The sequence below is a fragment of the Acinetobacter sp. RG5 genome, assembly GCF_031844265.1.
In the GTDB taxonomy this organism is placed as follows: domain Bacteria; phylum Pseudomonadota; class Gammaproteobacteria; order Pseudomonadales; family Moraxellaceae; genus Acinetobacter.
On the sequence record NZ_JAUZUV010000007.1, the window covers coordinates 105,928 to 127,417 of the forward strand.

General features: G+C 43.8%; 22 protein-coding genes. 15 read left to right on the top strand and 7 right to left on the bottom strand.

Annotated elements, in window-relative coordinates; all coding sequences use genetic code 11:
- The first annotated feature begins 3 nt into the window (after positions 1–3).
- Positions 4–555, top strand: a complete 552-nt coding sequence (gene infC / locus Q9R21_RS08930) for a translation initiation factor IF-3 (protein ID WP_071850398.1) — start codon at positions 4–6, stop codon at positions 553–555.
- A gap of 43 nt (positions 556–598) precedes the next feature.
- On the opposite strand, the gene Q9R21_RS08935 is transcribed toward infC, so the two are convergent.
- Together Q9R21_RS08935 and Q9R21_RS08940 are read right to left on the bottom strand one after the other, a co-directional pair.
- A complete protein-coding gene (locus Q9R21_RS08935) occupies positions 599–1,150 on the bottom strand; it encodes a hypothetical protein (protein ID WP_044112637.1) in 552 nt (183 codons plus the stop codon).
- 104 nt (positions 1,151–1,254) lie between these two features.
- Positions 1,255–1,710, bottom strand: coding sequence for an Hsp20 family protein (locus Q9R21_RS08940; RefSeq protein ID WP_044112639.1), 456 nt, complete (start codon positions 1,708–1,710; stop codon positions 1,255–1,257).
- A gap of 282 nt (positions 1,711–1,992) precedes the next feature.
- On the opposite strand from Q9R21_RS08940, the gene Q9R21_RS08945 reads away from it, so the two are divergent.
- The 6 genes from Q9R21_RS08945 (at position 1,993) to Q9R21_RS08970 (ending at position 4,795) form a co-directional block, all read left to right on the top strand.
- The gene (locus tag Q9R21_RS08945; protein ID WP_044112641.1) at positions 1,993–2,613 is read left to right on the top strand and encodes a glutathione S-transferase family protein; all 621 of its coding nucleotides are present in this window, start codon (positions 1,993–1,995) and stop codon (positions 2,611–2,613) included.
- Between the two features lie 75 nt (positions 2,614–2,688).
- Positions 2,689–2,979 (top strand): hypothetical protein, encoded by a 291-nt coding sequence (locus Q9R21_RS08950; protein ID WP_039901803.1) that lies wholly within the window; start codon positions 2,689–2,691, stop codon positions 2,977–2,979.
- Between the two features lie 7 nt (positions 2,980–2,986).
- Positions 2,987–3,409: a YqaA family protein gene (locus Q9R21_RS08955; protein ID WP_004278284.1), complete on the top strand. Its 423-nt coding sequence runs from the start codon at positions 2,987–2,989 to the stop codon at positions 3,407–3,409.
- A 185-nt stretch (positions 3,410–3,594) separates the two neighbouring features.
- Positions 3,595–3,789 carry a 50S ribosomal protein L35 gene (gene rpmI / locus Q9R21_RS08960; RefSeq protein ID WP_004278281.1) on the top strand — a complete coding sequence of 65 codons (195 nt, stop codon included), beginning with the start codon at positions 3,595–3,597 and terminating at the stop codon, positions 3,787–3,789.
- Positions 3,790–3,800: 11 nt separating this feature from the next.
- Entirely contained in the window at positions 3,801–4,160 is a 360-nt protein-coding gene (rplT, locus tag Q9R21_RS08965) for a 50S ribosomal protein L20 (protein WP_004278275.1), read from the top strand.
- 152 nt (positions 4,161–4,312) lie between these two features.
- Entirely contained in the window at positions 4,313–4,795 is a 483-nt protein-coding gene (locus tag Q9R21_RS08970) for a GNAT family N-acetyltransferase (RefSeq protein WP_004278274.1), read from the top strand.
- Between the two features lie 352 nt (positions 4,796–5,147).
- On the opposite strand, the gene Q9R21_RS08975 is transcribed toward Q9R21_RS08970, so the two are convergent.
- Complete coding sequence (locus Q9R21_RS08975; RefSeq protein ID WP_004278273.1) at positions 5,148–6,173, bottom strand: hypothetical protein; 1,026 nt, start codon at positions 6,171–6,173, stop codon at positions 5,148–5,150.
- A gap of 159 nt (positions 6,174–6,332) precedes the next feature.
- Here Q9R21_RS08975 and pheS point away from each other — a divergent pair, with 159 nt between their 5' ends.
- The 3 genes from pheS (at position 6,333) to Q9R21_RS08990 (ending at position 10,123) form a co-directional block, all read left to right on the top strand.
- Positions 6,333–7,313, top strand: a complete 981-nt coding sequence (gene pheS, locus Q9R21_RS08980; RefSeq protein ID WP_004278272.1) for a phenylalanine--tRNA ligase subunit alpha — start codon at positions 6,333–6,335, stop codon at positions 7,311–7,313.
- Between the two features lie 135 nt (positions 7,314–7,448).
- Complete coding sequence (gene pheT / locus Q9R21_RS08985) at positions 7,449–9,830, top strand: phenylalanine--tRNA ligase subunit beta (RefSeq protein ID WP_311204290.1); 2,382 nt, start codon at positions 7,449–7,451, stop codon at positions 9,828–9,830.
- The gene (locus Q9R21_RS08990) at positions 9,827–10,123 is read left to right on the top strand and encodes an integration host factor subunit alpha (protein ID WP_004783565.1); all 297 of its coding nucleotides are present in this window, start codon (positions 9,827–9,829) and stop codon (positions 10,121–10,123) included. The genes pheT and Q9R21_RS08990 overlap by 4 nt, the downstream gene beginning before the upstream one ends.
- Positions 10,124–10,227: 104 nt before the next feature.
- On the opposite strand, the gene Q9R21_RS08995 is transcribed toward Q9R21_RS08990, so the two are convergent.
- The 3 genes from Q9R21_RS08995 to trxA all read right to left on the bottom strand — a co-directional run bounded on the left by Q9R21_RS08995 (position 10,228) and on the right by trxA (position 12,846).
- Entirely contained in the window at positions 10,228–10,527 is a 300-nt protein-coding gene (locus Q9R21_RS08995) for a hypothetical protein (RefSeq protein WP_071852242.1), read from the bottom strand.
- Between the two features lie 401 nt (positions 10,528–10,928).
- Positions 10,929–12,197: a transcription termination factor Rho gene (gene rho, locus Q9R21_RS09000; protein WP_004278267.1), complete on the bottom strand. Its 1,269-nt coding sequence runs from the start codon at positions 12,195–12,197 to the stop codon at positions 10,929–10,931.
- 322 nt (positions 12,198–12,519) lie between these two features.
- Positions 12,520–12,846, bottom strand: coding sequence for a thioredoxin (gene trxA, locus Q9R21_RS09005; protein ID WP_005250793.1), 327 nt, complete (start codon positions 12,844–12,846; stop codon positions 12,520–12,522).
- Between the two features lie 260 nt (positions 12,847–13,106).
- On the opposite strand from trxA, the gene ppx reads away from it, so the two are divergent.
- The 5 genes from ppx to Q9R21_RS09030 are packed head-to-tail and all read left to right on the top strand — an operon-like array spanning position 13,107 to position 18,226.
- Positions 13,107–14,627 carry an exopolyphosphatase gene (ppx, locus tag Q9R21_RS09010; RefSeq protein ID WP_311204291.1) on the top strand — a complete coding sequence of 507 codons (1,521 nt, stop codon included), beginning with the start codon at positions 13,107–13,109 and terminating at the stop codon, positions 14,625–14,627.
- Positions 14,628–14,657: 30 nt separating this feature from the next.
- Positions 14,658–15,482 (top strand): acetyl-CoA carboxylase carboxyltransferase subunit alpha, encoded by an 825-nt coding sequence (locus tag Q9R21_RS09015; protein ID WP_219308510.1) that lies wholly within the window; start codon positions 14,658–14,660, stop codon positions 15,480–15,482.
- A complete protein-coding gene (tilS, locus tag Q9R21_RS09020; protein WP_311204292.1) occupies positions 15,419–16,795 on the top strand; it encodes a tRNA lysidine(34) synthetase TilS in 1,377 nt (458 codons plus the stop codon). The genes Q9R21_RS09015 and tilS overlap by 64 nt, the downstream gene beginning before the upstream one ends.
- Before the next feature lie 2 nt (positions 16,796–16,797).
- Complete coding sequence (gene proC, locus Q9R21_RS09025; protein WP_404976586.1) at positions 16,798–17,637, top strand: pyrroline-5-carboxylate reductase; 840 nt, start codon at positions 16,798–16,800, stop codon at positions 17,635–17,637.
- 19 nt (positions 17,638–17,656) lie between these two features.
- Complete coding sequence (locus Q9R21_RS09030; RefSeq protein WP_064094707.1) at positions 17,657–18,226, top strand: YggT family protein; 570 nt, start codon at positions 17,657–17,659, stop codon at positions 18,224–18,226.
- 360 nt (positions 18,227–18,586) lie between these two features.
- Here the strand turns inward: Q9R21_RS09030 and polA are convergent, their stop codons facing one another.
- Positions 18,587–21,349, bottom strand: a complete 2,763-nt coding sequence (polA, locus tag Q9R21_RS09035) for a DNA polymerase I (RefSeq protein ID WP_311204294.1) — start codon at positions 21,347–21,349, stop codon at positions 18,587–18,589.
- Positions 21,350–21,490: the final 141 nt, after the last annotated feature.

The window sequence follows — 21,490 nt, forward strand, 5'->3', positions numbered from 1 at the left end:
GCGATTAAACAGCCTGACCGTAATCAACAGGGCGGTAACAAATCAAACCGTCCTGCCTTGAATGATGAAATTCGTGCGAAAGAAGTCCGTCTTGTCGACGAAAATGGTGAGCAAAAAGGGATTGTAAGCTTAGCTGACGCCCTACGCGCAGCAGAAAGTGTTGAACTTGATCTTGTTGAGATCGTAGCAAACGCTGAGCCACCAGTATGTAAGATTATGGACTTCAACAAGCATTTGTTTGATCTTAAGCAAAAGCAGAAAGAAGCGAAGAAAAAACAACATCAAGTCCAGGTGAAAGAAATCAAGCTACGCCCGGGTACTGATGTTGGTGATTACAACGTAAAACTACGTGCAATCATCAAGTTCCTTGAAGAAGGTAACAAGGTGAAAATCACGCTTCGTTTCCGTGGTCGTGAAATGGCGCACCAACAGTTGGGTCTAGCTCAATTGCAAAAAATTGAAGCTGACGTGGCTGAATTCGGTACTGTTGAGCAGATGCCGAAAATGGAAGGGCGTCAAATGGGTATGCTACTTGGTCCTAAAAAGAAAAAGTAAGCACTCATTAAGCGAAAAAAGCCCTGCATATGCAGGGCTTTTTTTATGCTCTAAAGTTCCAGGCACTTTGTATGGCCTGCATAATCTGTTGAGCTTGCGGGCGGGAAAACATCGACAGCTGAATCCGGAAAAATCCAAGACAAATTTGATTTATTAGACCGGATTGATGCAATTTAAAATCCAAAGTGCCATCACGTTGACTAATCACATGCGCTGGCATGTTATAGAGCCAGCTTTTGAGATGTGCTTTGAGAGAAGCATAGCGTGGATTCAGAAAGCTATACTGTACCAAATGTCGTTTTAAGCACAGGCTGATGCGGAAACCGGCCAAAGTATAATAAATAGCTTGTGAGGTGATTTTCAGTTTAGTTCCCAGCATAAGCAGCGAAAGACCAAGAAAGCCGCCAATATAAATATAAAAGTCAGGAGACTCCTGCCATAAAAATAATAGTCCTTGGAAAAAACTGGAATTGCTACGCACACTGCTGAAATAAAAAATGCTGAATATTCCGACCGGATAACAAAACAGTAAATATCCCATAGCGCGTATGATCGGGCTAGCTTGATGAAACAGGATGTTTTCTGGCACATTCATGGTTTATTTTTATGATCAGAAAGCGTATTGCCTCAATGAGCTTAAGGAATCTGTAGCCAAAAAGAAAGGTCCTTGCGGACCTTCCTTTGCGTACTTAATCGAGCTTATTCCACTGATTTTTCATCATTTGCAATAAGCAGTTTATTGCCAATCGGGATTTGACGCGGCAATTTTTCTTCTGGAATAATGCGCTGCAAGTCGATGATCAATAAACCATTTTCATAGTCTGCCTGTTGTACTTCAATATATTCATCCAGACGTAAAGATAATTTGAATGCACGTCGCGCAATGCCTTTGTGCAGGAATTCAATACTGTCATTGCTCTGGTTTTCAGGCTTACCCAAGATGGTCAGCAACTTATTTTCCAGACGAATGTCGAGTTCTTCCTGACGAAAACCCGCAGTTGCCACCACGATACGGTAATTATTCTCACCATGCTTTTCGATATTATACGGTGGATAATTTGGCGCATCGCTTTGCATGGCATAATCAATGAAATCATTGAGGCGATCAAAGCCAATGCTGCGGCGGAATAATGGATGAAGATTGATATTACTCATTATTAGAACCTCCTGAGGTCAGCAAAGTTTTAAAAATAAGAAAACACCGCTGTCATGATGATCATCGACAGGGCAAAAGATGCATGAACCATCCTTATGCAGAAATAAATATGTGTTCAGGCTAGAAATTTTCAAGAAATTTAAGTGAAATTTTTAAGAAAATTATATTAATTTACTGAAATTAAATTAAAAATTATTTTATTAAGCATTGCTTGTTGTTTTTGACCAGATCCATTATTTTGTTGGAACACCATAATAAAGGTGTATGGAGTATAGGTACGAATGATTGATTTATATTACTGGGGTACACCCAACGGTCATAAGATTACAATCGCATTAGAAGAAATGGGGCTATCTTATCAGATCCTTCCAGTCAATATTCTGGAAAATGACCAGTTTCAGCCAGACTTTCTGGCAATCTCACCGAACAATAAAATTCCAGCTATTGTCGATCAGGATGGACCAGATCATCGGTCGATTTCAATCTTTGAATCGGGTGCCATCTTGCAGTATTTGGGACGTAAAACCGGAATGTTTTATCCGACCGATGAGATTAAGCGGATTCAGGTGGAACAATGGTTGATGTGGCAAATGGGTGGGCTAGGCCCGATGCTGGGACAGAACCATCATTTTAGTCGTTTTGCGCCAGAACGGATTCCTTATGCGACCGAACGCTATGTGAATGAGACCAAGCGCTTATATGGTGTACTGGATAAACAGCTGGTTGGTCAGGACTATGTCACTGGCGAATATTCAATTGCCGATATGGCGATTTTCCCCTGGTTACTTCGTTATGAGTGGCAAGGGATTGATTTAGCGGATTATCCGGAAGTAAGCCGTTATATTGAGCGTATGCAGGCACGTCCTGCGGTACAAAAAGCATTAGCGATTCAGGTCAGTTAATCTGCGATTGTTATGTTAAGATGTACAAAAGTTATTAAAACCACCGATTCAGGTGGTTTTTTATTGGATATGAGCATGAAAGCATTTTTCCTAAACTTCACTCGAATTGTGGAAACTAATCCTCGAATTTACTGGAGCATTCTTTTCGGCATTGCTGCATGTTTAGTGCTGTATGTTGCTGAAATTGTGCATATCGATCAGGTGATTACTGCCTTGAATACCAAAGATCAGCAGATTTTACGTGCTGCAATTGCACCGCTCAATGAGCAGTATAAATGGGCGCGGATCATGGCGATGGTGACTGCAGTCGTTTGGTCCAGTTGGGAATACAGCAAAGCCAAGAAAAAGTTGGGTTTGAGCCGTTAATAGCTGTATGAGTCTGTTGCTGCTATTTCTGTCGGCCTTTGGTGCAGCGACCTTATTGCCTTTACAGTCTGAGGCTGTTTTGCTGGGGCTTTTAGTGCAGAACAAGCAGCATGCAGTGCTGTTAATTGCGGTGGCCAGTCTGGGGAATATTCTGGGGTCGTGTGTGAACTGGTATTTGGGCCTCAAGATTGAACATTATAAGAATAAAAAGTGGTTTCCGGTTTCGGCAGACAAGATGCTCAAGGCGCAAACGACCTATCAGAAATATGGTTACTGGTCTTTACTGCTGAGCTGGGTGCCTATCATTGGTGATCCGATTACCCTGATTGCGGGACTATTAAAAGAAAACTTCGCCCGTTTTCTGCTGATGGTCAGCATCGCTAAAATTGGACGTTATCTGTTTGTCTATGCGGCCTTTGCCTTGTTCTAAGCCTGAAGCTATTTTCTTGATTCAGTCTTGGATATTATTTCAGAGCGAAATCATTCTTTAAATTCGCTTATTGGGTGAAGATGCTTTTGTTTTAAACAAAGATGCTTTAGAATACTCGCTCCCTTACCTGCAGGTCGTTTTGTAATGGTGCAAACGAGCCGAACAGGTGTTCAAAAGAGGTTGTTATGCCTAAGATGAAAACTCGCCGTGGTGCAGCTAAACGCTTTAAAGCGACTGCTAACGGTTTTAAGCGTAAACAAGCGTTCAAACGCCACATTTTGACCAAAAAATCTGCTAAGCGTATTCGTCAATTGCGCGGCTGTGTAATGGTTCACGTAAGTGACGTTGCTTCAGTTCGTCGTATGTGCCCGTACATCTAAGGAGATTATAAATGGCTCGTGTAAAACGTGGTGTACAGGCTCATCGCCGTCACAAAAAAATTCTTGCTCGCGCTAAAGGTTACTATGGTGCTCGTTCACGCGTTTACCGCGTAGCGTTCCAAGCGGTAATCAAAGCTGGTCAATATGCTTACCGTGACCGTCGTCAAAAGAAACGTCAATTCCGCGCTTTGTGGATTGCACGTATCAACGCTGGTGCTCGTCAAAATGGTTTGTCGTACAGCCGTATGATCGCTGGCTTGAAAAAAGCTCAAGTGATTATCGACCGTCGCGTACTTGCTGACATCGCTATGCATGACGCAATTGCGTTTGCTGCTTTAGCTTCTAAAGCTAAAGATGCATTGGCTGCATAAGTCTTTATGACTTGAAAAAGACCGCTTTTAGCGGTCTTTTTTATGCTTAAATAAAAGTAGTCATTCTAAATATTATTTAAAAATCAGTATTGTAAATCCTATATTTTTTAGTCATTGTTAAACTGTATAATTAAAAATAAGGCTTAAAAATAATGATTCGACTTGCCACTCAACAGGATGTACTGCCGATTGCCCAAGTGCATGTACAAAGCTGGTGTGAAAGCTATCAAAATATCATCAAACAAGAAATTTTAGATGCATTGTGTGTAGAACAAAGAGCCGCTTTGTGGCGTTCTGTGCTTGAACAGGAAAATCGACGGGTATTTGTCTATGAAGAAAATGCTCAAGTTTTGGGTTTTGCTGCTTTTAATTTTCCGGTGGATGCGCCAATCAGTGAATTGAGAGCTTTGTATTTACTGAAACAGATTCAGGGACAAGGTGTGGGGGCTAAGTTGGTTCAATTGGGTTTGGGATTAAGTCGAGAGAAATCCTATCAGCATATGCAATGCAGCGTATTGAACCTGAATTCCAGTCGTTATTTTTATGAAAAGACTGGCGCCTACTTTGTCAGTGAAGGAGATGCCAGCGATCTGGGTGAGAATCTTAAAGACTTATGTTATCAGTGGGACATTTAATTTTTGAATACTCTGGTCAAGCTGGCTCAACGTAGAAAAATCTAAAACCTGGGAAAAGACGATAGAAAATAAATCAGCCTTTGCACTGTACGGCTGATTTATCTTTTCCTCTCAATCTTTACCGATCAATCAAAAGGGCGCTATCCATCGGGCGATCAGTAAACAACAGCTTTGGCTTATTCCGACAATGCTAAAATTTTCAGGCAGATGCTTGGTCGTGATTCCATCATCTGATGGATGATGAAAACCCATAGCAAAAATCGTCAGCATTATTTCAAACTGATGTCTGCTCCTAAGTATCAATATCGCCATTGAATTCTGCCCGTGATGTTCAAGCTTTTCTGGCAAAATGTTAAAGGCCGAAATAGTAGCCAATCAAACAGATAATCACAGTGATCACAATTAAGGTCAGCACATTTGCAGATGAACTGGATTTGCCTGGGTCCTGAGGTTTTTCTGCTTTAGAAATTTTTGGTGAGCGGTCTTCGGTACTCATACCGACAAATGGATCAGGCGCAACTTTAGGTGTTAGCTGTGCAGTTTTATAGTGGTTGGCGACTTTGCTGATGAATTTAGCACTTAAATCATCAATTTTTTGCGAAAAATGTCGCAGGTTAAGTTGTTGCTCCGGGCTGAGTACTTCGCCATCTGCACGATAGGGATGCTGGATTTTCGTTTGAATAAAGTCATTTAAGGCATCTAGGCGGTACAAAGTCTGGTGAGCATAATCCGCTGAATAGTCAGTGGGAATTAAGGCCAAATGACTTTCGTTATCGGCCTGAATGGCAGGCATGGTGCCGTAATAAGGCAAATTTGTGTATGCAGGTTCGGTAAAATCTTGGGCAAGGCTACTTTCAAATAGTTCATGATCGGTATAGGCCTGAATATCATCCCAGTTTGGGGCTTCCAGATCGACATCAATGCGCTTGGCCAGTTTAGGATTCAGCTCATAACACCAGAATGTTTCATGGCGTAAAGGAGATTGCTGTGATTTAGGCGCTTCGTAATCATTGTCTGCGCTGTACCATTCAGGGAGTTCTTTGCCAATGATCCAGGCGGTTTTGGCTTTGGCACCATGACTGACAATAAAATGTGCCAGTGGCAGTAGCTCGACATTGGCATTCGGATTTTTTTCATCAACCAGTAAATCAGAGCGATGCAAGCTGAGGCGACGCACGCCTTGTTTTTTCAGACCTTCCAGCCAGATCTGAAAATGCTGAGCCAACAGATGTTGTGACATCAGATCCCGAAAGGCAAACTGATGCTGATTAAAAATGGAATGTTGAATCCAACGATTGAAACTCAGGTCCTGAGTCAAATACTCATTGCCGTAAGTGACCAGGGTCAGTTGCTGTTTCCAAATTTGATCGAGTGCCATAGTGATTTGATCTGATTGATATTGTGTTTATCTTATACTTTTTATATTTAATCATGCCAATCTAATTTTCCTTAAAACGCATCTTCATCAAAGTGTCTAAAAACTGTTAGAATGTGGGGTTTTTAAAATATTTTTTAACCTGTTGCTTTGAGAGTTACTATGTCACTGGAAGCCCTGACCACTGAAGCGCTCGCTGCGATTGCAGCAGCTCAAGACCTTGCTGCACTTGATCAAGTACGAGTGCAATTTACGGGGAAAAAAAGCCAGCTCGCGGAACAATCTAAGTCGCTTGGTAAAATGGATCCTGAAGAACGTAAAGTCTTCGGCGCACAAATCCATGCTGTACGTGAAACCATTACCGCTGCATTGACATCACGTCAGGCAGAACTGCATAAAGCTGCCTTAGAACAAAAACTGGCAAGCGAAACCATTGATATTACTTTACCAGGCCGTGGCCAACAGGTGGGCAGTATCCATCCAGTGACCCAGGTGCAAGAGCGTATTTGCCAGTTCTTTACCAAGGCAGGTTTTACGGTTGCAACAGGTCCTGAAGTTGAAGATGATTATCACAACTTTGAAGCACTGAACATTCCGGGTCATCACCCGGCGCGTGCCATGCACGATACTTTCTATTTCGATGTGAACCATTTGTTGCGTACGCATACGTCTGGTGTGCAGATTCGTACCATGGAAACACAGCAGCCACCAATCCAGATCGTGTGCCCGGGCCGTGTTTATCGTTGTGATTCGGATCAAACCCACTCGCCGATGTTCCATCAGATCGAAGGTTTATACGTGGCTGAAAATACCAGCTTCGCGGAACTGAAAGGTTTGTTGATTAACCTGCTGAACGAATTCTTCGAAAAAGATTTGAAAGTACGTTTCCGTCCATCTTATTTCCCGTTCACCGAGCCGAGTGCGGAAGTGGATATTATGGATGAACGCGGTCGCTGGTTGGAAGTATTGGGCTGCGGTATGGTGCATCCGAATGTGCTGCAAGCTGCAGGCATTGATCCTGAAAAATACAAAGGCTTTGCTTTTGGTCTGGGTGTTGAACGTTTTGCAATGCTTCGTTATGGCGTGAATGACTTACGTATGTTCTTCCAAAACGATGTGCGTTTCTTACGCCAGTTTGCTTAAAACTTTTTAATAATCCTCTCCTAACCTCTCCTTTTAAAAAGGAGAGGGACTCCGCGAAATAGATGGAGTTCTCCCCCTTTGGAAAATGGGGGGCAGAGGGGGATTCTAGAGATTTGAATTACAGGTTTTATATCAATGAAAATTAGCGAAAATTGGCTACGCACATGGGTCAACCCAGCCATCGATAGCGATAAACTTTCTGATCAATTGACCATGTTAGGTCTTGAAGTTGATGAGCTTGCACCTGCAGCAAAAGCATTTACTGGTGTAGTGGTGGGGGAAGTCCTGACAGTAGAACAACATCCAGATGCTGACCGTTTACGTGTAACCACTGTCAATATCGGTTCTGGTGGACCATTGCAAATTGTATGTGGTGCGCCAAATGTACGTGCCGGCATGAAAGCGCCAGTTGCGACTATTGGTGCAGTACTTCCAGGCGATTTCAAAATCAAGAAAGGCAAGCTTCGTGGTATCGAGTCACAAGGCATGTTGTGCGGCGCTTCAGAAATCGATCTGGAAGATAAAATTGACGGTCTTTTAGAGCTGCCTGCAGATGCACCAGTAGGTATGAACATTCGTGAATATCTAGACCTTGATGACAACGTGATTGACATCAGCATTACACCGAACCGTGGGGACTGCTTCAGTATTCGCGGGATCGCACGTGAAATTGGTGTGATTAACCAATTGCCAGTAATTGCCCCTGAAATTAAAGAAGTAGCTGCGACTATTAGCGAAGAAAAGAAAGTCGTTGTATCGACTGAAGGCTGCCCACGCTATTTGGGTCGTGTCATCAAGAACGTCAATACCAAGGCTGTGACTCCTGTATGGATGGAGCGTGCATTGGCACGTTCAGGTATTCGTCAGCACAGCATTCTGGTCGATATTACCAACTATGTATTAATCGAGCTTGGTCAACCGCTACACGCATTTGATGGCGGTAAAGTTCAAGGTGCGGTACATGTACGTCAAGCGACGGAAGCTGAAAAGTTAGTTTTGCTCAATGAACAAGAAGTTGAACTCAACGAAAAAGTGATGGTGATTGCAGATGATGAAAAAGCATTGGCCATTGCTGGTATTATGGGTGGCTTGTCTTCAGCAGTCAGCGATGCAACCACTGAAATTTTCCTGGAATCAGCATTCTTCGCGCCATTGCATATTGCCGGTCGTGCACGTAGCTTTGGCATGCATACTGATGCTTCTCAGCGTTATGAACGTGGTGTCGATTTTGAATTGCCATTGATCGCTATGCACCGCGCATCACAATTGATTGCGGAACTTGCGGGCGGTGAGTTTGGACCAATTACAGTTGCCGAAAATGCAGCGTTATTGCCAACACGCGACGCAATTGAGTTGAATCAAGCACAAGTCGATCAACTGCTAGGCTATAGTGTTGACTCAGCGTTCATTACTGATGCTTTAAGCCGTTTAGGTTGTGAAGTTACAGTAAAAGCAGAAGGCGAGTGGTCAGTGGTACCGCCATCACATCGTTATGATATGGTGATTTACCAAGATTTGATTGAAGAAGTGGCACGTATTCACGGTTATGACAATATTCAAATCAGTCTGCCTGTGATTGATGTGAAATTGGCGAAATACCAAGATCAATTTGAGTTGGGCCAACTCCGTCAAACTGCCGTAACTTTAGGTTACCAAGAAGCGATCAGCTTTAGCTTCTCAGACCTAAAACTTGAAAAGCAACTTAATTCCAGTGTGAATCCATTAGCATTAGCTAATCCAATTTCAAGTGATTTGGCTGTGATGCGTTCAACCTTGCTGTCTAGCCTGATTCCTTGTGTTCAGTACAATGTCAACCGCCAGCAAAGCCGTGTACGTTTCTTTGAGCTCGGTCTGCGTTTCGACTATCAAGAAGCCAGCAGCATCCATGATTTAAAACAGATTCCAACTTTTGCATTGATTGCGACTGGTTCACGTCATGCTGAGTCTTGGCATGGTAAGGCACAGCCAATGGACTTCTTTGACTTTAAGGGTGATGTAGAAGAAATTCTGGCTGCTGGTCGTGTCAAAGTAGAATATGTGCGTTCAGAGCGTAGCTGGTTGCACCCAGGGCAATCCGCAGAAATTCTCGTGAATGGTCAATCAATTGGTTACTTGGGGCGTTTACATCCCTCACTTGAAGACGAACTTGATCTGGCAACCACATGGGTAGCAGAATTGGATCAAGCGGCTGTTTTGCAAACTTATGTATCTAATTTTACAGAATTATCACGTTTTCCATCGGTTCGACGTGATATTGCGCTTTTAATTAGTGATAAGATTAATGTTAGCGAAATTCAGGGACTTATCGAAAAAACAGGCGGAGAGCTTTTAGACTCAACTTGGTTGTTCGATGTGTACACTGGACAAGGAGTAGAAGAAGGGAAACGCTCACTGGCATTTGCACTTCTCTGGCAGCATCCAAGCCGTACACTGGAAGATGCTGAAATTAAATCAGGTATGGATAATATCCTTCAAGTGTTAGAAAACACTTACCAAGCGACATTGAGGGCTTCATGACAGCACTAACTAAAGCAGAAATGGCTGATCATTTAAGTGAGCTCACGAGTTTAAACCGTCGTGAAGCAAAACAAATGGTTGAGTTGTTCTTCGATGAGATTAGCCAGGCGCTCATCTCAGGCGAGCAAGTAAAACTTTCGGGTTTTGGTAATTTTGAGTTGCGTGACAAGCGTCAACGTCCAGGCCGTAACCCGAAAACGGGTGAAGAGATTCCGATTTCTGCACGCCGTGTAGTAACCTTCCGTGCGGGACAGAAGTTCCGTCAACGTGTGGGAAATGAGCAGATCAACTGATCTGCTTTTTTAAAAGCTGAAATCTAATATTTTTAAATTTCAGTTTTTAAAATAAAAAAAGAGAGCCAAAGGCTCTCTTTTTTTGTACTGAATAATCTAAAAGATTATTGAGCAGCAGCTTCAGAAGCAGCAGTAGCGTCAGCAGCAGCTTCAGTAGCAACTGCAGCAGCAGCTTCAGCTTCAGATGCAGCGTCAACTTCAGCAGCAACTTCAGAAGAAGCTTCAACGTCAGTAGCTTCTACAGCAGCAGCGTCAGCAGCAGCTTCAGCTTCAGAAGCAGCTTCTACAGCTTCAGAAGCAGCTTGGTTAGCGTCAGCAGCAGCGTCGTCAGCTTTTTTAGCACAACCAACGAAAGCTAAAGTAGTAGCAACTGCAGCAGCAATAGCGATTTTTTTGAATAACATGGCATCACTCTCTAAAAATTGAGACTAAAAAAAACCAAAGTTAGTCTGTTAAGTGCTTTTATTGTTCCTAATTGTGTTAGGGACTAACAACGCAGGAGCAGTCTAACTGGTCTGCAAATATGCTATCACTGCGCATTTTTAATTGCTACTGGCAATGATCAAAAAAGTACGGAAAAACGATAAAAAATAAGAAGTTTTTAACAGAAAATAACAATGGAATGAAACATTTAGATTGGAGAAAGGCTTTTTAAACACTTAAAAGTTATACAATTTTTAATCTGAATATTTTATTAATCAAAAACTTAAAAATAAGTTTACATAAATCAGGCTTGATTGTTTCATTCTGTAATTTATGTCAACCTAAAAAAGGCCACCGCTTAGGTGACCTTTCATTTGAAATTTTAATTTGAAGCTTTGCGTTTCATCTGATCAAAGAAATCATCGTTGGTCTTGGTTTCTTTCATGCGATCCAGTAAGAATTCCATTGCCGCCAACTCATCTTGAGTATGCAACAGCTTGCGCAGAATCCAGACTTTACGCAGATTGTCTTCTGACATCAGGCGTTCTTCACGGCGAGTACCAGATTTCTTGATGTTCATCGCAGGGAATACGCGCTTTTCTGCAATGCGACGATCAAGGGTAATTTCCTGGTTACCTGTACCTTTGAATTCTTCGTAAATCACTTCATCCATTTTACTACCGGTTTCAATCAGGGCAGTAGAAATGATGGTTAGTGAACCACCTTCTTCGATATTACGTGCAGCACCAAAGAAACGTTTAGGACGTTCTAGGGCATGCGCATCCACACCACCAGTCAGTACTTTGCCTGATGAAGGGATCACGGTGTTATAGGCACGTGCCAGACGGGTAATCGAGTCAAGCAGAATCACCACATCTTTCTTGTGCTCAACCAGACGTTTTGCTTTTTCAATCACCATTTCAGCAACTTGAACGTGACGTGCAGGAGATTCATCAAAGGTAGAAGCCACGACTTCACCGCGAACCGTACGTTCCATCTCGGTCACTTCTTCTGGACGTTCATCAATCAGGAGAACGATCAGAATAACTTCAGGATTATTGCGAACGATGGACTGTGCAATGCTTTGCAGCAGCATGGTTTTACCCGCTTTCGGCGGAGCCACAATAATTGAACGCTGGCCTTTACCAATCGGGGCCACTAGGTCGATCACACGGGTGGTTAAATCTTCAGTGGTACCATTGCCTAACTCCATCACCAACTGTTCGGTCGGGAATAATGGGGTCAAGTTTTCAAACAGAATCTTGTTACGTGAATTTTCAGGTGTGTCGTAGTTAATCTGATTGACTTTAAGTAAAGCAAAATAACGTTCGCCTTCTTTCGGCGGGCGAATGGTGCCAGTAATGGTGTCGCCAGTACGGAGGTTAAAACGACGAATTTGAGAAGGGCTGACATAGATATCGTCAGGACCTGCTAAATAAGAACCTGCGGCTGAGCGTAAAAAGCCAAAACCATCTGACAAAATTTCTAGAACGCCATCACCAAAAATCTCTTCGCCATTCATTGCATGACGTTTTAAGATGGCAAAAATAATGTCTTGCTTACGGTTACGAGCCATACCTTCGAGGCCCATAAACTCGGCAATCTTGATGAGTTCGCCAATCGGTTTTTTCTTGAGTTCGGTTAAATTCATAGGTGGTCAGATAGAATCAAAGTTCTGAGGTACAGGTTAGAAAGGGAGTAACATTCGGCCGCATACCAGCATTCAAACGAAAGCAATTGAATTTGCAAAAGAACAATTCAGAGATCTGTTTGAGTGTTTCAAAGGAAAATGTGGAAAACAATTTCTATTGCCGAGCGGCATCTTATGTAATGTGTCTTGTAAGAAATTGACAGGATTTAGGATCCTTTATCTCTTGAGTAGCGAATATAAGAGAAAATGCTAGGTTTGTCAATTTATAGCCGAAAAAAATACGCGAGAATGAGTCGCGTATTTTTTACTAAAAATGCTGTGCTTAGATATTGTCATCAATAAATGCTGTCAGTTTAGATTTTGGTGCAGCACCGACTTGAGTCGCAACAACTTCACCATTTTTGAACATCAACAAAGCCGGGATGTTACGGATGTTGAAATTCACAGCAGTTTGTTCGCAAGAAGTTACGTCAACTTTCACGATTTTAACTTTACCTTGGTATTCATCAGCAAGCACTTCAAGTACGGGTGCAATTGCTTTACATGGTGCACACCAGCCTGCCCAAAAGTCCACCAGTACAGGAACGTCTGATTGAAGAACGTCTGCTTCGAAGTTTGCGTCAGTAGTGTTTATGATGTTGCCAGACATGGAATGTGCTCCAGATTAATATTTTAAAGATAACTAATTATTAGTATTACATAGCCATCTTTAACAATGTAGGGGAATCTGTAAATTTTCAATGCTTAATGTTATTTTGTCTAATGGATGATCACGATAGTGATGATCGTGTCTCACTATTATTCCCGATACAAAAAAGAATGAGGCATTAAATTGTCGCTACAAATGGCTTTTAAATTGCATGCATGTGAATTACTCTAAGCACAATTCGTTAAAGGTTTATTTCTGGAATGTCTGACTTTTTGATTGATGAAGAATTACTTGCCGCCATCGATATGGGATCAAACAGCTTTCATTTGGCCATCGCCCGTGTAGACCATGGCGAAGTGAAGAAAGTGGCATCAATGTCAGAAAAAGTTCAGCTTGCCGCAGGACTAGACGAAAATAAGAATTTAACCGAAGCCGCCCAGCAACGCGGTTTGGCCTGTCTGGCCCGTTTTGTCGGACGTTTAGGCGCAGTTCAGCCAAACCGCTTGCGGATCGTGGCGACAAATGCTTTGCGTCAAGCCAAAAACGGCCATGAATTTATCCAGAAAGCTGCAGAAATTTTACCGAAACCGATCGAAATTATCGCCGGTCGTGAAGAAGCCCGTCTGATTTATTTGGGTGTATCGCATACCATGGCCAACAGCGGTCGTCGTCTGGTAGTTGATATCGGTGGCGGTTCAACTGAGCTGATTATCGGTGAAGAATTCGAGCCGATTCATACCGAATCGGTACAAATGGGCTGTGTAGCGTTTACCAAGGCCTATTTTCAGGATGGCGAAATCAGTGCCAAAGCCTTTGATAAAGCAGTTACTGCGGCACGTAAAGAAATTTCGGGAATTGCCAATACTTATAAAGAAGCCGGTTGGGATGCTGTCGTTGGCTCGAGTGGCACCATTAAAGCCTGCCGCCAGATTTGCGTCAATATGGGCTGGAGCAATGATCGCGAACAGTTGACGCGTGAAGGCCTGGAAAAGCTCAAAGATAAACTGCTGAAATATAAATATGTCTCGGACATGGAATTCGAAGGTCTGAAAGATGATCGTCGTGCCGTCTTACCTGCTGGTATTGCCATTCTCTATGCCGTTTTTGATGTATTGGGAATTGATCATTTGGTCTATTCCGATGGTGCGCTACGTGAAGGCGTGATGTATGACTTGCTTGGCCGTTTCAAGCATGAAGATATCCGTGATCGTTCCGTACATGCCTTGATTGGTCGATATAATGCCGATGCTAAGCAGGCTGAGCGTGTGGTTCAGACCGCACAGAAACTGTTTAATGACGTGGCCAGTGAACTCGGTTTAAGTGTTGAAGATAGTGACCTGTTACGTCGTGCTGCCTATCTGCATGAGATTGGTTTGGCCATAAGTCACAGTGGCTATCATCGTCATGGCGCGTATTTATTACAACACTCGGATATTGCCGGTTTCTCGCAAGTTGATCAAAATCATTTGTCACATTTGGTCGCGCACCATCGGCGTAAATTGCGCGCTGATGCCAAGCATGATGTGATGAAAGTCGGTGGATCTAAACTTTTATGCTTATGTTTGCTGCTTCGTCTGTCGGTTTTGGTCAATCACAGTCGTAGCGATGAGATGCTTCCTGCCATTGAACTCAAGGTTGAAAATGCGCAACAATGGCAACTCAGCGTGTCTGGTGATGCCAAGCAATGGCCATTGCTGGTCGCTGAACTGCACGATGAACAGCAGCAATTTAAAAATTGGGAGATTGAACTCTCGATTCAATCCGAACAGTTTGTTAATTAATACCTTTATAGGGATGAAAACGGTTAACCTATGAAAAATAAAGCAACTCCATCAAAAGCATGGGCGACAGTGCAGATTGCACGTCATCCAGAACGTCCACAATTCCTGGACTATGTGGGTGAAATATTCACTGAATTTGATGCTTTACATGGTGACCGCCTATATGGTGATGATGGCGCGATGATTGGTGGCTTGGCTCGTTTTGATGGTCAACCGGTGATGATCGTTGGTCAGCATCGTGGTCGTAGTACCCGTGAAAAATTACAGCATAATTTTGGCATGAGTAACCCGGAAGGTTATCGTAAGGCACAGCGTCTGCTAGATATGGCCGAGCGTTTCAATCTTCCAGTCTTTACCTTTATTGACACCATGGGTGCTTATCCGGGTGTCGGTGCAGAAGAACGTGGTCAGGCTGAAGCAATTGCCACCAGTCTGGCTCAGCTTTCCAATTTGAAAGTACCGGTAATTGCAACTGTACTGGGTGAAGGCGGTTCAGGTGGTGCGCTGGGTATTGGGGTAGCAGACCGTGTGGTGATGCTCTCTCACAGTATTTATTCGGTCATTTCACCGGAAGGCTGTGCCTCAATTCTTTGGAAAACTGCTGAAAAAGCTGAACAGGCCAGTGAAGCCTTGGCTCTGACTGCAGAAAAATTGCAGAAAATGGGTATTGTAGAATATGTGGTGGATGAAGGTGAGGGTGCTCATTTAAACTCGGATCAGGTCATGAACAGCTTGAAAGCAGTGCTGAAAGAAGCTTTGAATGAACTGCAACCAATGGAAGCGCAAGCACGATGCGAAGCACGTTACCAACGTTTGATGAAGTTTGGCAGCGACAATTTAGGTCTGGTTTCTTAAAACAGCTGCAGGATTTTCCTGCAGAGACAAAATTTCTCATCGGATGCAGTGGCGGCGTAGATTCTATGCTGTTGCTGCATCTGATGTTTTTTTTATGCCCGGAAAAAGTTCGGGCGATTTATATCGATCATCAGTTACAAGCACTCAGCGCAGATTGGGGCAAGTTCGTTGCACATCAATGTCAGCAACTGAATATTCCCTGCATCATCCAGCCCGTCAATGTCGCCAGTGGCAATCTGGAACAGCAAGCGCGCAATTCACGTTATCAGGCCTATCTGCAACATTTGCAAGCGGATGAAATTTTGGTGTTAGCGCATCATCAGCAGGATCAGGCGGAAACCCTGATGTTGCGTTTATTGTCTGGCACAGGCGTGGATGGTTTGGCTGCAATGAAACAGCTGGATATACGTGAAAATTTCACGATTTGGCGGCCGTTGCTGGATATTTCCCGTGAGCAGATTTGCCAATGGGCATCAGACCTGAATGTTCAGAATATTGAAGATCCGACCAATGCTGATACCCATTATGACCGGGCCTGGGCACGCCAGACCCTGTGGCCGCTATTAAGCCAACGTTACCCTAAAATGCAAGCTGCCTTGGTGCGAACCAGTGAGTTAATGCAGGATGCTCAAGACATTTTACAAGAAGTGCTGCAACAGGATTTAGCATCTTGTGGAACTGAAACGCAGCTCGACCTTGGTAAATTTCTACAGCTTTCAAAATCACGACAACGTCAATTACTCTCTGCCTGGATGAAAGGTAAAGAACAGTATCGTCCATCCTTAGATATGGTGGAGCGTTTGCAACGCGAAGTGATTTATGCCAAACAAGATGCTCAGGCGGCATTGCATTGGCAAGGCTTTTACTATGTACGCTATCAGCAGCAATTATATCGTCTGACCGCAGAGACTTATTTAGCTGATCAGCAACAAGTTCAAACTAGCCCGAAAACTATAAAATTTGCTTTAAAAGACAGCGTACAGGTTTTGTCAGGGAAATTTATCATCGCGCCTGCACAGCTCGGTTTATCTCCTGCATTGTTGCAGCAAACTTTGCATTTGCAGCAGCGGCAGGGTGGCGAAAAAATTCATTTATATGGCCGTGTCGGTACCTGGCCGCTGAAAAAAGCCATTCAGGAAGCGCAAATATTTCCCTGGGCTCGGCATACTATTCAAATATTAAGCACAGATAATGTTATGCTAGGCGTGTTTACCCCTAAAGGATTTTGGTTGGCCCAATCTGCATATTGTGAAGCAGGCGGATGGCTGCCGATTTCGGTTTTTTCAACTTTAGAACTCAACGATGAGCATTGAACATGAGTGCAGCTTTAAATTGTAATATCTGTTTTATTGGTGGCGGTAATATGGCCCAAGCCTTAATTGGCGGTCTGATTTCACGTGGTTTGCCAGCAACACGTATTACAGTTTCTGATCCGATCGAAAAAGTCCGTGCTTTATTGGCGGAAAAAGAAATTAATGTGACCGGGGAGAATAGTGCTGCAATTCAGGATGCAGATATCGTCGTATTGGCGGTAAAACCTCAGGTTTTGGCTCAAGTGCTGCAACCCTTAAAAGGTCTGGTTAATAATAAGCTGATTATTTCCATTGTTGCTGGTGCAGAAATTGCCACATTGTCAGCATTATTAGGGACTGAGCGTATTGTACGGGTCATGCCGAACACGCCAGCACTGGTACAGACTGGGGCACATGGTTTATATGCCAATGCATCTGTGGAAACGAGTGATCGTGAACTATCCAGTCAGGTTCTGGCATCGACCGGACTGACCATTTGGGTCGACTCAGAAGCACAAATTGATGCAGTCACTGCCGTCTCGGGTTCGGGTCCAGCTTACTTTTTCTATATGATGGAAAGTATGATTCGTGCGGGTAAAAATTTAGGTCTGGATGAAAAAGTAGCGACAGCACTCACTTTGCAAACGGCTTTGGGGGCGGCACAAATGGCCATCACCAGTTCAAATACACCGGCTGAGCTACGTAAAAACGTTACCTCTCCAAATGGAACGACTCAGGCAGCACTAGAGGTGTTCGACCGCGCGCAAATTTCTCAGAATATTCAGGCAGCACTTGCTGCTGCGCAAAAACGCAGTCAGGAACTAGCTCAAGAGCTCAGTGAAAGCAGCAAATCTTCAGTTTAATTTTTAGGAAAGTTCAAGTATGGGTGCAAATTCTGCGCTAATTTTTGGCATTATCATTAACGTCGCGATTTTGCTCGTATTCTTCCGCTTTTTAATGCAATTGGCTGCGGTAAGTCCTTACAATCCCGTCGTTCTGTCTACCGTCAAAGCGACCAAAATTGTAGATGTATTCGGGCGTATTTTCCCTACGATGGGCAAAGGGCGGGTTAATACTGCGGCACTGGCACTTTTGGTGGTGCTGTATTTGCTGAAAATTTTCGGCATGATGTATCTGTCTGGTGGCATGCCGAATGGTCCTGTGCATTTGCTCATTCTGACTTTTGTCACCATGATGCAGGATTTGATCCGTTTCTGTCGTTACTTGATTTTCGCTACCATTATTTTAAGCTGGGTGGTGATGTTTACCCAATCCCGTTCACCTTATATTGAAGTAGTTCAGGAACTTGCCGAGCCATTGCTGGCACCTTTCCGCCGGATTATGCCGAATATGGGCATGATTGACCTGTCTCCAATCCTGGCAATTCTGGCCTTGATTGTGATTGAAATGATCATGAACCAGGTGGCAATTGTATTGTTAACGGGTTTTTAATCTGAATGAAAAGAAAAGGACGCTGAGGCGTCCTTTTTATTTGCTCCTCCCTTTAGAAAAGGGAGGTTGGGAGGGATTTGTTAAACTTGCCAAACCTTGACAAGTTTTAATCGAAGTGCAAGAAGAAGATGGGATTTTAACCTCTCCCTAACCCTCTCCTGAGAGGAGAGGGAACTTGGATGCTCTTAACCAGTAGTGCTGCTGATTTCCTAAAAATAGAAAAATATGCGTTCAAAACTTGATAGTAGAAAAGATTTTAATATCGCTGCCTGTAGATGAGGATTATAAATTAAAATCCCCTCCATCCCCTTGCGGAATATATTCCTCACCTCCTATAAGGAAGATGGGGTTAAAGGCACATTAATGCGCCTCATCCCAGTTTTTGCCTTTACCCACTTCTACCACCAATGGTACAGAAATCTGCAATACCGATTGCATCACTTCTGCCAGTTTAGGTGCGAGTTCATCGGCAATGTCTTCATCCACTTCAAATACCAGTTCATCATGTACTTGCAACAGCATTTTGGCCTGATCTTTCGGCAAAATCTTGTCGACTTCAATCATCGCCATTTTAATGATATCCGCAGCCGAACCTTGTAGCGGAGCATTAATCGCAGCACGCTCTGCCGCTTTACGCACCATCATATTACGGGCATCAATATCTGGGGTATATAAACGGCGACCGAGCAGGGTTTCAACAAAACCCTGTTCTAATGCGACCTGACGGGTACGTTGCATATAGTCATAAATGCCCGGATAACGATGGAAATACTGCTTGATATAATCCTGTGATTCCTGACGGGTAAAGCCCAACTGACGGATCAGACCAAACTCGGACATACCGTAAAGTAGGCCGAAGTTGACGGCCTTGGCCTGACGGCGCTGGTCATTGGTCACTTCTTCCAACGGAATGCCCAAAACTTCCGCAGCAGTACGGCGGTGTACATCCTGACCATGAATAAAGGCATCCAGCAGGGCTTCATCCTGAGATAAATGTGCCATGAGACGCAATTCAATTTGTGAGTAATCGGCTGCCAGCAAGACACGGCCTTCAGGTGCCACAAAAGCCTTACGGATTTGACGGCCAATTTCGGCACGAATCGGAATGTTCTGCAGGTTTGGATCAGTCGATGATAAACGGCCAGTTGCAGTCAGTGCCTGATGATAACTGGTATGCACACGATGGGTATCAGGATTGGCCTGTTTGCATAAGCCATCGGTATAGGTACTTTTCAGCTTGGACAAACCACGATATTCCAGAATTAGCTGGGCAATCGGATGTTCAATTTTTTCCAGTACACTTTCACTGGTACTGTATTGTCCGGTGGTGGTTTTTTTACCGCCTTTTAGCCCCAGCTTTTCAAACAGAACTTCACCGACCTGTTTAGGTGAGCTGACATTAAAGCTTTCACCGGCAATTTCCATGATCTGGTTTTCCAGATTGTGCATGGTGTTGGAAAATTCGCCCCCAAGCTGATCCAGAAAAGCAAGATCCAGTTCGATGCCGTTTTCTTCCATTTGCGTCAGTACATGTGCGACCGGAACTTCAATATTATGCAGAATATTCACCAGTTCAGGGTGTGCCTGCAATTTGCTGCTCAAGACTTCATAAAGGCGATAGGTGACATGTGCATCTTCTGCGGCATAATGTGCTGCAGTTTCAAGTGGAATCTGGTTGAAGGTCTTTTGTTTAGCACCTTTACCGGCCACTTGTTCATAAGTCGTGGTCAGATGACTCAAATACAGACGGGCCACATCATCCATGCCATGACGGGTTGCGACAGAATTCAGGACATAGGAAGCCAGCATGGTGTCGAAATACCAGCCTGCCATATGAATGCCATGATTTTCCAGGACATGTGCATCATATTTTAGATGATGCCCAATTTTCTTTACAGACTCATCTTCCAGAATTGGTTTGATCTGCGCCAGAATTACTTCACGATTCAGCTGCTCCGGTGCGCCTTCATAATCATGTGCCAAGGGAACATAATAAGCATTCTGCGCATCGAAGGCGACCGAGAAACCGACAATCTGTGCAATACGATAATCCAAACTGGTGGTTTCGGTATCAAAGGCAAAACGTTTTTCGGTACTTAGGCGCTCAAACAGTGTGTCCCAGTCCTGCTGGCTTAATACTGTGTGGTAGGTCGCTTGACCTAGCTGGTCATCACTGCTGGTTACAGACGCATGGTCTTCCAGAGGTTCTGGTGCTGTAACCGCTTTGGCGTTAATAGATTTTGCCGCCTGCTGGTAATTTGAATTATTCGGGTTGTTCGGGTGATCTAAGGACTGCAGCTGGTTACGGAATTCCAGCTCGGTGTACAAATGACGTAAGGTCTCGACATTCGGCTCACCCAGTTTTAAATCGTCATAACCAAAGTTAAGATCCAGATCGATGACAATACTGGCCAGTTGATGGTCCAGTACAATGCCATCGACATGTTCTTTAATATTTTGACCGACTTTGCCTTTGATCTTGTCGACATTTTCTAAAATGCCACCAATCGAGCCATATTCAGTGAGCAGTTTTGCTGCAGTTTTGGCACCTACACCTGGCACGCCCATGATGCCATCTGATGCATCGCCCATCAGGGTCAGATAGTCAATAATCTGATTCGGCCAGACGCCAAACTTTTCAAACACGCCGTCGACATCCAGCGGTTTTTCTTTAAAGCTGTCTTCCAGGGTAACTTTTTCGGTCACCAGTTGTGCCATATCTTTATCGCCCGTAGAGATCAGTACCTGATGTCCCATCGCCTCGGCACGTTTGGCCAGTGTTCCGATAATGTCATCGGCTTCGGCACCCGGTAAGGTATGTAGGGGAATGCCCAAAGCGCGGATCAAGGCATGCAGATAAGGAATCTGTTCGGATAATTCCGTTGGCATGCTGGGACGATCACCTTTATAAATCGGTGACAGCTCATGCCGGAAGGTCGGTTCTGGGGTATCAAAAATTACCGCCATATGGGTCGGTTGGGTCCGGCGCATCAGTTTTTGAATAGCAGAAATCGCACCACGAATTGCATTGGTATGTAAACCGGTTGACGTGGTTAATGGTGGCAGTGCGTGAAAGGCACGAAATAAAAAGTAAGAGCCATCGACCAAGACAAATGGTGGCATGTAATCAATTCCTTATTCAAAATACAGCGCTATTGTACGTGATTTTTACCGCGCTCGCTGAGGCGAGTCTGAGTTTACAGCTTAGCGAATATCGGCTGAAGATGAAATAAGCAGCACAAGCTGTTGTATGATGGAAGGATT

Coding starts and splice junctions, on each gene's coding strand:
- proC (WP_404976586.1), top strand. CDS start 16,798: ATGAGTGCAGCTTTAAATTGTAATATCTGTTTTATTGGTGGCGGTAAT.
- rplT (WP_004278275.1), top strand. CDS start 3,801: ATGGCTCGTGTAAAACGTGGTGTACAGGCTCATCGCCGTCACAAAAAA.
- Q9R21_RS08950 (WP_039901803.1), top strand. CDS start 2,689: ATGAAAGCATTTTTCCTAAACTTCACTCGAATTGTGGAAACTAATCCT.
- Q9R21_RS08970 (WP_004278274.1), top strand. CDS start 4,313: ATGATTCGACTTGCCACTCAACAGGATGTACTGCCGATTGCCCAAGTG.
- trxA (WP_005250793.1), bottom strand. CDS start 12,846: ATGTCTGGCAACATCATAAACACTACTGACGCAAACTTCGAAGCAGAC.
- Q9R21_RS08955 (WP_004278284.1), top strand. CDS start 2,987: ATGAGTCTGTTGCTGCTATTTCTGTCGGCCTTTGGTGCAGCGACCTTA.
- tilS (WP_311204292.1), top strand. CDS start 15,419: ATGCGAAGCACGTTACCAACGTTTGATGAAGTTTGGCAGCGACAATTT.
- rpmI (WP_004278281.1), top strand. CDS start 3,595: ATGCCTAAGATGAAAACTCGCCGTGGTGCAGCTAAACGCTTTAAAGCG.
- Q9R21_RS08975 (WP_004278273.1), bottom strand. CDS start 6,173: ATGGCACTCGATCAAATTTGGAAACAGCAACTGACCCTGGTCACTTAC.
- Q9R21_RS08990 (WP_004783565.1), top strand. CDS start 9,827: ATGACAGCACTAACTAAAGCAGAAATGGCTGATCATTTAAGTGAGCTC.
- Q9R21_RS09030 (WP_064094707.1), top strand. CDS start 17,657: ATGGGTGCAAATTCTGCGCTAATTTTTGGCATTATCATTAACGTCGCG.
- Q9R21_RS08995 (WP_071852242.1), bottom strand. CDS start 10,527: ATGTTATTCAAAAAAATCGCTATTGCTGCTGCAGTTGCTACTACTTTA.
- Q9R21_RS09015 (WP_219308510.1), top strand. CDS start 14,658: ATGAAAAATAAAGCAACTCCATCAAAAGCATGGGCGACAGTGCAGATT.
- Q9R21_RS08945 (WP_044112641.1), top strand. CDS start 1,993: ATGATTGATTTATATTACTGGGGTACACCCAACGGTCATAAGATTACA.
- rho (WP_004278267.1), bottom strand. CDS start 12,197: ATGAATTTAACCGAACTCAAGAAAAAACCGATTGGCGAACTCATCAAG.
- Q9R21_RS08935 (WP_044112637.1), bottom strand. CDS start 1,150: ATGAATGTGCCAGAAAACATCCTGTTTCATCAAGCTAGCCCGATCATA.
- ppx (WP_311204291.1), top strand. CDS start 13,107: ATGTCTGACTTTTTGATTGATGAAGAATTACTTGCCGCCATCGATATG.
- polA (WP_311204294.1), bottom strand. CDS start 21,349: ATGCCACCATTTGTCTTGGTCGATGGCTCTTACTTTTTATTTCGTGCC.
- pheS (WP_004278272.1), top strand. CDS start 6,333: ATGTCACTGGAAGCCCTGACCACTGAAGCGCTCGCTGCGATTGCAGCA.
- pheT (WP_311204290.1), top strand. CDS start 7,449: ATGAAAATTAGCGAAAATTGGCTACGCACATGGGTCAACCCAGCCATC.
- Q9R21_RS08940 (WP_044112639.1), bottom strand. CDS start 1,710: ATGAGTAATATCAATCTTCATCCATTATTCCGCCGCAGCATTGGCTTT.